14 protein-coding genes are annotated in these 12979 nt (G+C 65.8%); 2 read left to right on the top strand and 12 right to left on the bottom strand.

Annotated elements, in window-relative coordinates; translation table 11 throughout:
* Positions 1-417: 417 nt before the first annotated feature.
* The 11 genes from FLQ44_RS05395 to FLQ44_RS05345 all read right to left on the bottom strand — a co-directional run bounded on the left by FLQ44_RS05395 (position 418) and on the right by FLQ44_RS05345 (position 9700).
* Entirely contained in the window at positions 418-2298 is a 1881-nt protein-coding gene (locus tag FLQ44_RS05395; RefSeq protein WP_147693424.1) for a sensor domain-containing diguanylate cyclase, read from the bottom strand.
* Positions 2295-2807 (bottom strand): hypothetical protein, encoded by a 513-nt coding sequence (locus tag FLQ44_RS05390; protein ID WP_147693423.1) that lies wholly within the window; start codon positions 2805-2807, stop codon positions 2295-2297. Before FLQ44_RS05390 ends, FLQ44_RS05395 begins: the two co-directional genes overlap by 4 nt.
* Positions 2808-2810: 3 nt before the next feature.
* A complete protein-coding gene (gene serB / locus FLQ44_RS05385; RefSeq protein ID WP_147693422.1) occupies positions 2811-3656 on the bottom strand; it encodes a phosphoserine phosphatase SerB in 846 nt (281 codons plus the stop codon).
* Between the two features lie 49 nt (positions 3657-3705).
* A complete protein-coding gene (locus FLQ44_RS05380; protein WP_147693421.1) occupies positions 3706-4158 on the bottom strand; it encodes a DoxX family protein in 453 nt (150 codons plus the stop codon).
* On the bottom strand, positions 4155-4904 hold the full coding sequence (locus tag FLQ44_RS05375; protein WP_170252819.1) for an HvfC/BufC N-terminal domain-containing protein: 750 nt from the start codon (positions 4902-4904) through the stop codon (positions 4155-4157). The genes FLQ44_RS05380 and FLQ44_RS05375 overlap by 4 nt, the downstream gene beginning before the upstream one ends.
* Positions 4901-5749 (bottom strand): MNIO family bufferin maturase, encoded by an 849-nt coding sequence (gene bufB / locus FLQ44_RS05370; protein WP_147693419.1) that lies wholly within the window; start codon positions 5747-5749, stop codon positions 4901-4903. Before bufB ends, FLQ44_RS05375 begins: the two co-directional genes overlap by 4 nt.
* 66 nt (positions 5750-5815) lie before the next feature.
* Positions 5816-6073, bottom strand: coding sequence for a BufA1 family periplasmic bufferin-type metallophore (locus FLQ44_RS05365; protein ID WP_147693418.1), 258 nt, complete (start codon positions 6071-6073; stop codon positions 5816-5818).
* A 222-nt stretch (positions 6074-6295) separates the two neighbouring features.
* Complete coding sequence (gene queE, locus FLQ44_RS05360) at positions 6296-6937, bottom strand: 7-carboxy-7-deazaguanine synthase (protein WP_147693417.1); 642 nt, start codon at positions 6935-6937, stop codon at positions 6296-6298.
* Between the two features lie 10 nt (positions 6938-6947).
* Positions 6948-7958: a 6-pyruvoyl trahydropterin synthase family protein gene (locus tag FLQ44_RS25220; protein ID WP_147693416.1), complete on the bottom strand. Its 1011-nt coding sequence runs from the start codon at positions 7956-7958 to the stop codon at positions 6948-6950.
* Positions 7955-8650, bottom strand: coding sequence for a 7-cyano-7-deazaguanine synthase QueC (gene queC, locus FLQ44_RS05350; RefSeq protein ID WP_147693415.1), 696 nt, complete (start codon positions 8648-8650; stop codon positions 7955-7957). The genes FLQ44_RS25220 and queC overlap by 4 nt, the downstream gene beginning before the upstream one ends.
* A 123-nt stretch (positions 8651-8773) precedes the next feature.
* Complete coding sequence (locus tag FLQ44_RS05345) at positions 8774-9700, bottom strand: diacylglycerol/lipid kinase family protein (protein WP_170252817.1); 927 nt, start codon at positions 9698-9700, stop codon at positions 8774-8776.
* A 177-nt stretch (positions 9701-9877) separates the two neighbouring features.
* On the opposite strand from FLQ44_RS05345, the gene FLQ44_RS05340 reads away from it, so the two are divergent.
* Both FLQ44_RS05340 and FLQ44_RS05335 read left to right on the top strand, forming a co-directional pair.
* The gene (locus FLQ44_RS05340; RefSeq protein ID WP_147693413.1) at positions 9878-10642 is read left to right on the top strand and encodes a DeoR/GlpR family DNA-binding transcription regulator; all 765 of its coding nucleotides are present in this window, start codon (positions 9878-9880) and stop codon (positions 10640-10642) included.
* A 143-nt stretch (positions 10643-10785) separates the two neighbouring features.
* On the top strand, positions 10786-11415 hold the full coding sequence (locus FLQ44_RS05335) for a LysE family translocator (protein WP_147693412.1): 630 nt from the start codon (positions 10786-10788) through the stop codon (positions 11413-11415).
* Positions 11416-11437: 22 nt separating this feature from the next.
* On the opposite strand, the gene glpD is transcribed toward FLQ44_RS05335, so the two are convergent.
* A complete protein-coding gene (glpD, locus tag FLQ44_RS05330) occupies positions 11438-12964 on the bottom strand; it encodes a glycerol-3-phosphate dehydrogenase (RefSeq protein ID WP_147693411.1) in 1527 nt (508 codons plus the stop codon).
* Between the last annotated feature and the right edge of the window lie 15 nt (positions 12965-12979).

Here is a 12979-nt window from a genome sequence, read left to right as displayed (position 1 = left end):
AATGCCAGTCAGTGAAGCGAATATGTCTGGTCATCAAGTGGGAGCGCGTGAGTGAAGCGCCCTATCCCGTTGGCGCGAGCCGGGCAAAATGGTATGCCCCAGGTTTTAAGACGCCGATTTGTTTGAATCCCGAGCCGTTAGCGATCTGCGTGCGAATCTTTGATTCGCTCAGCGATGTGAGTTCGGCGGCGCCTGGGGCATGCCGTTTTGGCCGGGGTTTCGAGCAGCCCCGGGTTGCGGGGGAATGAAAAGGGGGCGGCAATCCGCCCCCTTTCCCGTTTGCCGGGCGGAACCGGCATTTAACTATCGTCCGCATAGCGGACACTCAAGCCTCTTAAAATCCTTAACCAAAAAATGCCAGTCAGCGTTAACTGACTGGCATTACACCGCAAGGTGGCTTTTTCATGCGGCCAACCTTCAGCCCGCGCTGTCGGGTGCCTGAAAAGCGCTTTCCACGCGGTTGCGGCCGTTGTGCTTGGCCTGGTACATGGCGTGATCGGCGATTTTCAGCAGCTCGGAAAGCTGGTTGCTGTGGCGTTTACGCTCGGCTACGCCTGCCGAAAAGGTGATATGCAGCGTGTGGCTGTCTATCTGCATCGCTTGCGCTGCCAGCCCCTGGCGGATGTTGTCTATCAGCGCATGCGCTTCGTTCAGGCCGTAGCCTGGCAGGGTAATGGCAAATTCTTCGCCACCCATACGGCCAAACAGCGCCTCGGCAGGCAGGGCGGCGGTGATGAACTGCGTCATGCGCTGCAGCGCCACATCGCCGCTGGCGTGGCCGTACTGGTCGTTGATGGATTTGAAATGGTCGATATCCAGCACCGCCACGCTATAGGGCTGGTTGTCCAGCCGCGCCAGCTCCAGCGCTTTGCCCGCACCGGACAGCAAGTGGCGGCGGTTGGCGATGCCGGTCAGGTCGTCGCAGGTGGCGCGCTGGTACAGCTCGTGCTGGGTGGACTGCAGCTGCGACAGGGCGCGCTCGGTAGCCTGCTTTTCTTCTTCCATGCGCTGGGCGTGCAGCAGGCGCTCGGTAATGTCCACAAAGCTCAGTACATAGGCGCTGCGCTCGCGAAACAGCAGGGCGCGCATGGATAGCACGCTCCATAGCCGCTCGCCGTGGCGCGTGTTCAGCTCCACTTCGCGCTCGCTCAGCTGTTGCTGCTCTTGCAGCAGGGCCAGCAGCTGGCTGTATTGCAAGGGCGAGGTAAACAGGCTTTCCAGCGTGCGGCGGTACAGCGCCTGGCGGGTATAACCCAGCAGCCGGCTGGCCGCTTCGTTGGCCGTAATCACGATCTTGTGCTCGGCATCAATCAGCAGTACGCCTACCTGCACGGTGTCGATCAGCGTTTGCTGGTCGCGCTGTTCTTCGATGAGCTTGCGCAGGCGGTCGCGCAGGCTGTTGTTGGTGAGGGTCAGCAGCTGGGTGGCCTGGTTGACTTCTTCGCTGCGCTGCAGGATGAACGCCAGCCTGCGGCCAACCCGCAGCAGAATCACCACCAGCGTACCGCTCATCAGGGTGGCGGCACCGATAAGGTACAGGGCAAACAGCACAAAAGGCTCGGCGTAGCGCACCGGGGGCAGGTGCACGCTGAGCCGCAGCGGCACGCTGGCTAGCTCGGCCTGGGCCTGGCTGGTGTGCAGCAGCTTGTTTTCCAGATAGCTTTCCAGCTTTTGCGGGCTATTGCCGTGGTTGAGCAGCGCATTGTTACTGCTGTCGGTCAGCAGGATATGCGGGTCGTCGGCCAGCAGGTCGCTGTCCAGCAGCTCGCTAAAGCGGACATGGCCGGTCAGCGCGGCCTGGCAGCCGCCCTGGTCGCACTGCGGCACCACAATCTGCAGGCGCTCCGGGTCGCGCGGGGTGTTGGCATCGATGACCAGCAGTTTGCCGTCTATCAGCGGCTGCTGCAGCAGCTGGCGCACATTGTCCTGCGCGGTGTTGTCCAGCGCTTGCGGTTCGCCGTGCAGCTGTGCCTGCGAGATGTCGTCCACCAGCCACAGGCGGCCGCTTTCCAGCGGGTACAAGCCATTGGCCTGGCGTGCCAGCCCGTCGCCCGGCTCGCGGTACAGCAGTATGTCTTCGCGCAGCGCCTGCAGGCGGGTGTCGATACCCCGCACCGCCTGGTTCAGCCAGCTGTGCTGCTCGGTATGGATGCGCTGGCGGGCAAAGGTGGCCCGCTCGCTGAGTGTTTCGACTACCGTTGACCACAGCAGCAATAAAAACAGCGCAGACAGTACCGGTAGCAGCCGGCTCATGCGCAGGGCGCTTTGCTCGGCTTGTTGAAGGGTGGATGGCGTCATGCCCGGCGCCCTATGGCCTGACGGTGGCGGCGGAATACCCAGCGCTCCCAGTCGGCCTGGGCATCGCCCAGGCTACCGGCCCAGCTGGCCTGGATAGCGTAGCCGTGGCCAGCCGCCTGGCACTGCCGGATGGTAAGCGGCAGCTGCAGGGTCAGCGCAGAAGGCGTGCTGGGCTGCAGCAAAACCATGCCGCTACTGCCGACATCCAGCGGCGCGGGGTGCAGCCAGCACAGGCTTTCCAGCCCGATACGGCAGGGGGTGAGCGCGCCGGCCTGCGGGTAGCGCTGCTGTAGCGCCAGCTCCAGCGCCAGGTCCAGCTTGGCTTCCAGGCGCTGCAGCGTGCTGGCTTGCTCGGTGCTGTCTGCCGGGCTGGCCAGTACGGTTAGCGCCAGCCGTGTGGTTAGCAAGGCCTGGGCAATGGCGTGCGCGTCGGCCTGTGGCTGGTAGGCCAGCGGCAGCTCGGCATCAAAGCTGACTGTGTCCAGCGGTAGCAGCAGGGGGGCAGACATGGCTTACAGGAACAGCTTGCGGATGCCGTCCAGCCCGCAGACGCTCAGGCTGTATTGTGCCTGGGCTTTCACTACCGGTTTGGCATGGGTGGCCACGCCGACGCCGGCTTCGGCCAGCATCAGCAGGTCGTTGGCGCCATCGCCCATGGCGATAACCTGTTCCGGCGCCAGGCCCAGCTCGCTGCGTTTTTCTATCAGCAGGCGGCGCTTGGCTTCAGCATCGACAATATCGCCCACCACGCGGCCGGTGAGCTTGCCATCGATGATTTCCAGCTGGTTGGCGTAGGTGTAGTCCAGCCCCAGCTCGGCCTTGAGGCGCTCGGTAAAGTAGGTAAAGCCACCGGATACCAGCATGAATTTCACGCCGTGCTCGCGGCAGGCCGCCAGCAGCTCGCGCGCACCGGCCATCAGCTGCAGGCGCTCCTCATACACGCGGGCCAGCGCGGCTTCCGGCAGCCCGGCCAGCAGCGCCACGCGCTCGCGCAGCGACTGCGCAAAATCCAGCTCGCCGCGCATGGAGCGGGCGGTAATGGCGGCCACCTGCGGCTTCAGGCCCTGCATGTCGGCGATTTCGTCGATGCACTCGATGGTGATCAGCGTGGAATCCATGTCGGACACCACCAGGCCGAAATCGGCAAAGCGGCGCTGGCTGTCCACGTAGTTGGCGTCCACGCCCAGGCCACTGGCGCGGGCCAGCACCAGCTCGCGGCGCTCGGGGTTGGCCGCAACCAGGCGGGCGACACCGTCAACAGGTGCTACCGGCTCGGTGCCGGCCAGAATGGCCAGCTCGGTGATGCGGGCGGTGTCCAGATGGGGGGCTTGCAAAACCAGGGTAGGGCGAACGCTCATGGTGTGGGTAGCAGGGTGATGAAAGACTGGCTGCAATTATGCCACGCCCTCAGCCACACCGGCGTTTGATCAGCCCGTCCAGCGCCAGCTTGCCGGGCCCGGCGGCCAGCAGTAGCAGCAACATCAGCCCCCATTGCAGGTGGAACTCCAGCGCGCTGCCTTCCAGCGCGTGCCAGTAGCTCACTACCGCCATGATGTTCAGCACAAACAAACCCAGCGCGGCAAAGCGCCCGGCCAGGCCCAGCAGTAACAGCGGCGGCAGCAGCAGCTCGCCGGCGGTACCCAGCATGGCGGCGACGGCTGGCGAGAGTAGTGGTACGCGGTATTCCTCGGTAAACAAGAACACCGTGGTGTCCCAGTCCTGGATTTTGGTGAGCCCGGCCAGAAAAAACACCCGCGCCAGGTACAGGCGCATGGCAAACAGGCTCAGCGGCAACAGCCAGGTGTCCAGCCAGCGGGTAGCAGGCTGGCTGCGGCGCAGCAGGGTGGTGATAGCGTTCATGATGGCTCCTTGATGGCAGACAGCACGCCGTGCTGTAGTACCAGCAGCAGGGCGCTTTGCAGGTCGAATTCGTGCCATGCGGCCAACCCTGCGGCGCTGGCTGCGTCCAGTGTGGCGCCGCCCAGCAGCGCCTGGCAGAAGGCCGGCTGGCCGGGCGCAAGCTTCTGCAGCTGCATGATGCCGTCGGTGTTGCGCCATAGCAGCAGCGGCTGTGCCTGGTGCAGGTTGACTGCGCAGCCGGCGGTGGTGGGCTGGTGGTGGGCATGGATGCTGGCCAGCGGCCACGCGCTGTCCAGTACGTGGCAGGCGGGGTGGCAGCGAAAGCGCAGCTCACCCCACTGCTGCTGCGGGATAGCCACCAGGGTGTCGATGGCCAGCGGCGTGGCGTCGGCAGCGTAGTAGCCACGGTGCAGGGCCCACTCCAGCCGTGCCACGTCCGGCAGGTAGCCGATGTGCGCGGTGTGGTCGAACGCGGCGACAAAGCCGGCAAAACCCTCACCGTAGCGGTGCAAGTTACCGCTGGCAGACGGCGTGGCCTTGACGTATTCGCGGCTGAGCGCCTCGAAAAACTCATCCCCCAGCAGCTGGCGGCATAGGGGGTACACCAGCGCCAGCATCTCCATCAGCCCCACGCGGTAGTTGTTGCGGTACACCGCCAGCGCACCGGCGGCAAAGCGCGGGTCGGGCTGCCACTGCGGCGTGGTGATGGCGTCCAGCAGGGCGTGTTGCCAGGCGGTTTCGTTCATGCTGCTGCCCCTGTGTGCTGATCGAGGATGGCCTGCGCAGTGGCCGCCTCTGCCTGCAGTGTGTCCAGCGGCGGGATGTCGATATCCCATTCGATCAAGGTTGGCCGCACGCCAAAGCGCGCGATGATCTGGCGGTACAGCTGCCACACCGCCGGGTACACCGGGCGGCTGTGGGTATCCACCAGCAGGCGGCTGCCGTCGTCAAAGCTGCGCTCGGTGTAGCCGGCCAGGTGGATTTCGCCAATGGCGTCAGGCGGCAGCGCGGCCAGAAAGGCGTCCACGTCAGTGCCCAGGTTTTGCTGGTTCACGTACAGGTTGTTCACGTCCAGCAGGATGCCGCAGCCGGTACGCGCGACCAGCCCGGCCAGGAACTCGCCCTCGTGCATGTCGTTGCCGGGGTAGGCCAGGTAGCTGGACAGGTTTTCTATCAGCAGCGGGCGGCCCAGGGCGTCTTGTGCCTCGGCCACGTTGGCCGCCACCACATCCAGCATGGCGCGGGTGTAGGGGAGGGGTAGCAGGTCGTTGGCAAAGCGCTGGCTGGCGTCGTGGTTGAACGACAGGTGCTCGGATACTGCCACCGCCGGTACTGCATCCAGCAAGCGCCGTAGCGCGGCCAGGTGGGTGGCGTCGGGGCGGGCGGCAGCGCCCAGGCCCAGGCCCACGCCGTGCAGCGACAGCGGGTAGCGTGCGGCCAACTGTTGCAGCATGGCCAGCGGCTGGCCGCCGTCGAAAAAGTTTTCGCTGTGCAGCTCTATCCAGCCAAGCGGTGGCTGCTGGGCCAGTACCTGGCGGTAGTGCGGGTGGCGCAGGCCGATGCCGGCGCAGGCGGGAAGGGTGGCAGTCATGGCAAGGTACCCGTGCAGAAACAGAAACGGGGCCGCAGCCCCGTCATGCAGCAAGCCGCAGCAGGCTTACTTCTTCATCGGTTCCAGCGTGCCGCCCATTTTGGTGCAGCTGCCTTTGGCCACGTATTTCCACTCGGTACCGTCTTTGTCCATCTTGGACTGGCCGGCGCAGCTGTGGCCATTGGCAGCACAGTCGTTTTTGCCTGCCATGGCGATGCCGTAGCATTTTTCCTTGTCGGCAGCGACAGCCGGGGCGCTCACGGCGGCCATGGCGATGGCAGCGGACAGTGCAGAAACCAGCAGGGTTTTGGACGTAGCGGACATGGTGATTCTCCTGTGTAGAAAGTGGGTTTGGAACGCGTGTTGTATCGCGTTACCAGCTTTAGTCGGCCCACATTGCAGTTCATTACACACTGCGGCAAAAAAATTTTCGAGTGTCTTTTTGTGTGGCTTGTGTAACGGCAGGGATGGGCAAAACAAAACCCTGTCTGTGTAGCAGACAGGGTTGGTGTCAGGCAAGGTTGGCCGCCATGGCCAGACACGGGCTTAACGGATGTTCACCACCTTGTGCGTTTGCACCGACAGCCGCCAGGCCGGGTGGGCCATGCACCAGGCAATGGCTTCCTGCGTGTTCTGGCGCTGTAGTGGGCTGTCCATCGGCTGCAGGTACAGGTGGTCAAACTGCAGGTCGGCGGGCAGCTCGCCTGGCAGCAGCGTGGGCTGCGGGTAGACCAGCTTCAGCTCGTGGCCGCTGCGCTGTACCCAGTCGGCGCCGGCTTTGGGGCTGACGCAGATCCAGTCGATACCGCGCGGGGCGGGCAGGCTGCCGTTGGTTTCCACCGCGACCTCGAAGCCCAGCGCGTGCAGCGCGTCGATCAGCGGCTCGTCCAGCTGCAGCAGCGGCTCGCCGCCGGTAAACACCACATAAGGTTGGCCGCCGGTGGCATCGGCAGGCCAGGTGGCGGCGATGCGCGCGGCCAGCTCGGCGGCGGTGGCAAACTTGCCGCCGTCGGGGCCGGTGCCGACAAAATCGGTATCGCAGAACTGGCAGATGGCCTTGCTGCGGTCTTCTTCGCGCCCGCTCCACAGGTTACAGCCGCTAAAGCGGCAGAACACGGCCGCACGGCCGGCCTGGCGGCCTTCGCCCTGCAGGGTGTAGAAAATTTCTTTTACGGTGTAGTTCGCCATGCTCGCCCCCTTACAGCAACGGCCACTGCATGTCGCCACGGAAGGTCAGCGAGACGCCTTGCTCCGGGGTTTCCATCAGGTCGATGCGCGATAGCTCCGGCACCAGCGGTTTGAGCTCGCCGTGCACCCATTCGGCCACGCTGCCGGCGTCGGCAGCGCGTATGCCGCTGAGCTTGTCCAGCGGGTTGTGGTCCAGCTGGCGGTAGATGGGCTTGAAGCGGTCTTTTACGTCGCCAAAGTCCAGCACCCAGCCCATGACGCGGTCTACGCTGCCTTGCAGCATCAGGCGGATCAGGTAGCTGTGGCCGGTGTAGTTGCCGGCGGCGTCAAACGGCACCGCGCTTTCAAAGTGCTGTTCTTTCCAGATGCGGTAGGTGTGGCCGTCGAACTGGCTGCCGGCGGTGTGCGTTTCGCGCACTTCCACCCAGGCCAGGCCGGCCAGGCGTGGCTGCAGCTGCTGGTACAGCCAGGCGGCCATCACTTCGCTGGTGGGGTTGTCCAGGCCGGGGATGTCGTTGAGGTAGCGGTGGTTCAGCTGGGCAAACAGCGGTGGCCAGGCTTGCAGCAGGATGTCGTTCAGCGAGGCATGGCGCGCGTCCGCCACGATGCGTACGCCAAAGCCATGGCCGTGCAGGCGGCCGCATTTGTGGCCGGGCGGTACGTGCGGCAGGTGGTGCGCGGCTTCGAAACGGGTATCGAAGTACACGTACTCGCGGCCACCCTCGCCCAGCAGCACGCCACGGTCTGGCGCGCTGGCCAGGTGCAGGCTGCCGGGTTGGCCGCAGGCGGCCAGCAGGTGGCGGGCGAGCGACAGGTCGCTGGCGTCGGCCAGGTGCTGGCTGATATTGCCGTAGTGGAACGGCGCTACCGCCTGTTGCAGTGTGTTTTGCAGCGCGGGCAGGGTGTCCGGCAGCGCGGCGGTGCGCAGCTGCACGCGAAAGCTGTGGCCGTGCTCGCCCACGCCGGGCAGGCTGCGCGCAGCTTCGAAACCGGCGCCTAGCAGATGGTGGCGGGCGTTCATGCGGCACCTCCGGTACGTACCACCAGCGGGTCGGCGACGCCGGCCTCGGCAAAGCCTTTGGCCCGCAGCTCGCACGAGGCGCAGCGGCCGCAGGGCGGTACTTCGCCGTTGTAGCAGGTGTGGCTCCAGGCCATGGCGTCCATGGCGCCCACGTCCTGCGCCAGGCGCACGGTGTCGGCCTTGCTCATGAACATCAGCGGTGTGTGCAGGGTCACGCGGCTATCCATGCCCAGGCGCAGCGCCAGCTCCAGTGCCTTCAGCGTGTTTTCGCGGCAGTCCGGGTAGCCGGAGTAGTCGGTTTGTGCCACACCGGTCACCACGTGCTCGATGCCGCGTGTGTAGGCCAGCGCGGCAGCAAAGCTGAGGAACACCAGGTTGCGGCCGGGCACGAAGGTATTGGGCAGCGCGGTGTCGGCGTCGTCGCGGGCGCCTTCTTCCGGCGCGATGCTGTCGTCGGTCAGTGCGTTACCGCCGATGGCAGCAAAGGTGTCGATAGGCAGCACGGTCTGGCGCACGCCGGCCAGCTGGGCAATCTTGCGCGCGCAGTCCAGCTCCACGCGGTGGCGCTGGCCGTAGTCGAAGGTCACGGTTTCTACGTTGGCCGCACCGAATTCGCGCAGCGCCCAGTACAGGCAGGTGGTGGAGTCCTGGCCGCCAGAAAGAACGACAAGGGCTTTAGGTGTCTTGGTCATGGTTCCGTCGAGAAACAGTCGAGGTTATTCAGCATAGACGCACACGGGATCGGTCTCACCCGGCGCGAAAAACCGGCCATTCTACCCTAGAACGGCGGCGGCGTGGCGCTGCGCCTGCCTGGCTCAGCCCTGCTGGCGGCGCAGGCAGCGCAGCGCCCCCGGTACCAGCTCGAAGCGCACCGGGGCGTGGCCGGCCAGCTCGCCGTCCAGCTCCAGCGGGCAGCGTGCCGGCTCGCCCTCTACCTGCAGTACGCGGCCGCGCAGGTAGCGCACGCGCGGGTCGGTCAGGCGCTGCGCCTGGCGCAGCTGCGGCAGCAGGCGGATAAAATCCAGGCTGCCGGCGTTGGCGATCAGCACCACTTCCATCAGGCCGTCGTCCAGCTGCGCCTCGGGGGCAATGCCCAGCCCGCTGCCAAAGAAGCGCCCGTTGGCCGCCGACACGCAGGTAAAGCGCCCCTCGATAAGCTCGCCATCCAGCGTCAGCCGCATGGGCTGCGGCTGCCAGCGCAGCAGCGCGGTGCTGACCGCACTGTAAAACGCCAGGCTGGCCGGCAGCCGTGCCGGCATGGCTTTGACGCGGCGCACGATATCGCTGGTAATGCCGATGCTGCCGATATTGTTGCACCAGCGCACGCTGCCGTCGGCCAGCGTGACGCGAATCAGGTCCAGCGCGTGGACCTGGCCGGCCGCCATCAGCCCGATCAGGCCGGGCAGGCCGGGCAGGCTGTCGCCGCTGCCCAGGCTGCGCACAAAGTCGTTGCCGGTGCCGGTGGGCAGCACCGCCAGGGCAACATCGCGGCGGGCGGCCTCGGGCACGCTCATCAGGCCGTTGACTACCTCGTGCACCGTGCCGTCGCCGCCTACCGCCACCACCCAGCGTGCGCCGGATAGCGCGGCTTCGCGCGCGTAGCGGGTGGCGCTGTCGGCGCTGCTGGTCATCAGTATGTCTACGTCGAAATCGGCGCGCAGCGGCGCCAGCAGGTGCTCGGGCAGGCCCTGCGGGCGGTGCCGGCCATGCAGGATGAAGACGATGCGGGATGAGGTAGCCATGATGGACACGCAGCGAAGTGGACAGGGCATTATGCGCAAAAGGCGGCAGCCTGCCCACGGTGCGATAGGGCAGCGCCAGGCGTGAGCGTGCGTGCACGCCACGGCTGCGGCCAACCCTGGCCCGACGGCGGGTGCTGTCGGGTACAATGCAGCTCTCCAGTCACCCTAAGCGTCTGTATGCTGATCCTCAATCAACGCCAGAAAGACCTGCTTGCCTGGGTAAACCGTGAAGGCTACGTGGCGGTGGAAAAAATGGCCGCCCACTTCCAGGTTACCCACCAGACCATACGCCGCGACATCACCCTGCTGGCCGACAACCAGCTGCTGCAGCGCTACCACGGCGGTGCCAGCGTGCTGTCCAGCGTGGAAAACGTGGCCTACGACGCCCGCCAGGTGCTGATGGCGGAAGAAAAGCGCCGTATCGCCCGCGCGGTGGCGGCCGAGATTCCCGATAACGCCTCGCTGTTCATCAACCTGGGCACCACCACCGAAGAGGTAGCGCGCGCGCTGTCGCAGCACCGTGGCCTGCGGGTGATTACCAACAACTTCCACATCGCCAACCTGATGTGCGACTACCCCGACTGCGAGGTGCTGGTGGCCGGCGGCGCGCTGCGCAAGCGCGACCGCGGCCTGACCGGCGAGGCCACCGTGCAGTTCATCCGCCAGTTCAAGGTGGACTACGGCATCATCGGCATTTCCTGTATCGAGCAGGGCGGCGTGCTGCGCGATTACGACTACCGCGAAGTGCTGACCAGCCAGGCCATCATGCAGCAGTCGCGCCATGTGTGGCTGGTGGCCGACCATTCCAAGTTCGAGCGCCCGGCGCTGGTGGAGCTGGGCCACGTGTCGCAGCTGGACGCGCTGTTTACCGACCGCCCGGTCAGCGCCGACCTGCAGGCGCTGCTGGACAAGGGCCAGACACGGCTGGTGGTGGCGGGATAATCCGCATCGTGGCATTGGCCGCGCAGGGCAAGTTGGCGATGCAGACAGGCCGACTGGCCTGCCGGCTGTAGCGTCCACGATCATTGCCTTGTCATGCGCGCAGGCGCTGCCAGTTTAGCGGGCGTTACCAACAAGGAGAGGGTATGAACACAAGCCACTGGGCCATGTTTGCCGGTGCCGCACTGCTGATGGTGCTGACGCCGGGGCCGAATATGGTGTACCTGCTATCGCGCAGCCTGTGCCAGGGGCGCGGTGCCGGGCTGATATCGCTGCTGGGGGTGGTTGCCGGGTTTTTACTGCACATGCTGGCGGCGGCTTTGGGGCTGACGGCGCTGTTTCTGGCGGTGCCCTTTGCCTACGCGGTGCTGCAGTGGGGTGGGGCGGCCTACCTGATGTGGCTGGCCTGGCAGGCTGTGCGCCCGGGTGGCCGGTCGCCGTTTGCTACCCGCCAGCTAGTGGCCGATTCGCCGCGGCGCCTGTTCATGATGGGCTTCGTCACCAATGTGCTGAACCCCAAGATTGCCGTGTTTTACCTTTCCATCCTGCCGCAGTTCGTGGTGCCGGGGGCTGGCAGTATGTTCCGTCAGAGCCTGCAGCTGGGGCTGGCCCAGATCGCGATCAGTTTTACGGTAAACCTGCTGATAGTGCTGTTTGCCGCCAGGCTGGCTGCCGGCTTTGCCCGCCGCCCGCGCTGGCTGGCGCTACAGCGCTACCTGATGGGCAGTGTGTTGGCCGCGCTGGCGGTGCGTATGGCCCTGCAGCCGCAACGTTGACGTTGCGGCCAACCCTCTAGCCTCAATAGACCGGCGAGGCCTGCTGGCTACTGGGTGCTGCCTGCCCGTGATGGCGCGCCAGCCAGGCCTCCACCGCCGCATACGCCCCCGCTGGCAGGTGCAGGCGCAGCTTGCTGCGGCGCCACAGGATATCGTCGGCGCTGGTGGCCCATTCTTTTTCTACCAGATAACGCAGCTCGGCTTCATACAGGCCGGGCTGAATCTCCTCCCCCAAGCCCGCCAGGGTGGTGGCGTTGCCCAGTACGGCGTGTACGCGGCTGCCGTAGGCGCGCGCCAGGCGCTGTGCCAGTGCGGCCGGTAGCCATGGCTTGTCGGCTTGCAGTGTTGCCACGAAGGCGTCGAAGTCACCGCCGGGCAGCTGGCCGCCTGGCAGGTGCGCGCCAGCTGTCCACGTTGGCCGCGTATTGCCCAGCAGCGGCGCCAGCTGGTCTACCACTTGTTCGGCCAGCTTGCGGTAGGTGGTGATCTTGCCGCCGAATACCGACAGCAGCGGCGCGCCGTGGCTGTCCAGCGCCAGTGCGTAGTCGCGGGTGACGCCGCTGGCGTTGGCCGCGTCGTCATCCAGCAGCGGGCGCACGCCGGAGTAGGTGGCCACTACGTCGGCCGGGCTGATCTGCTGCGAGAAGTAGCGGTTGCTCATCTGGCACAGGTAGGCCACTTCGTCGCTATCGATGGCTACCTGCGCGGCGTCGCCGTGGTATTCCACGTCGGTGGTGCCTATCAGCGTGAAGTCCTGCTCGTAGGGGATGGCAAAAATGATGCGCTTGTCCGGGTTCTGGAAAATGTAGGCGTAGGGGTGCGCGAACAGGCGCTTCACGATGATGTGGCTACCCTTTACCAAGCGGATGGCTTTGCTGGCCGGCGCCTGGATGACGCCGCCCAGCAATTGCTGCACCCAGGGGCCGGCGGCGTTGACCACAGCGCGGGCGCTGATGGTGGTTTGCTGGCCGTCGGCGCCCTGCAGGGTGGCCTGCCAGCCGTCGCCATGCCGCTGGGCCGCCACGCAGGCGGTACGGGTGAGGATGGTGGCGCCGCGCTCGGCGGCGTCGATGGCGTTCAGTACCACCAAGCGGGCGTCGTTGACCCAGCCGTCGGAATACACAAAGCCCTGGTGGTAGCTGGCTTTTAGCGGGCTGCCTGCCGGGTGGCGGTCAAAACGGATGCGCTCGCTGCCTGCCAGGCGGCGGCGGCGCGCCAGGTGGTCGTACAGGAACAGGCCGCAGCGTATCAGCCACGCCGGGCGCTGGGCGGCGTCGTGCGGCATGACAAAGCGTAGCGGCCACATGATATGCGGCGCGGCGTCCAGCAGCACCTCGCGCTCTTGCAGCGCCTTGCGCACCAGGCTGAACTCGTAATATTCCAGATAGCGCAGGCCGCCGTGAATCAGCTTGGTGCTGGCCGACGAGGTATGCGCGGCCAGGTCGTCCTTTTCACACAGCAGCACGCGCAGGCCGCGCCCTGCCGCATCGCGGGCAATGCCTGCGCCGTTGATACCGCCACCGATTACCAGCAAATCGTACTGTTCCACTGTCTGTCCTTTGTG

The sequence above is a fragment of the Vogesella mureinivorans genome (assembly GCF_007644035.1).
Classification (GTDB): Bacteria; Pseudomonadota; Gammaproteobacteria; order Burkholderiales; family Chromobacteriaceae; genus Vogesella; species Vogesella mureinivorans.
Note: the sequence above shows the minus strand (reverse complement) of the source record. Positions and strands in the feature narration are given on the sequence as shown.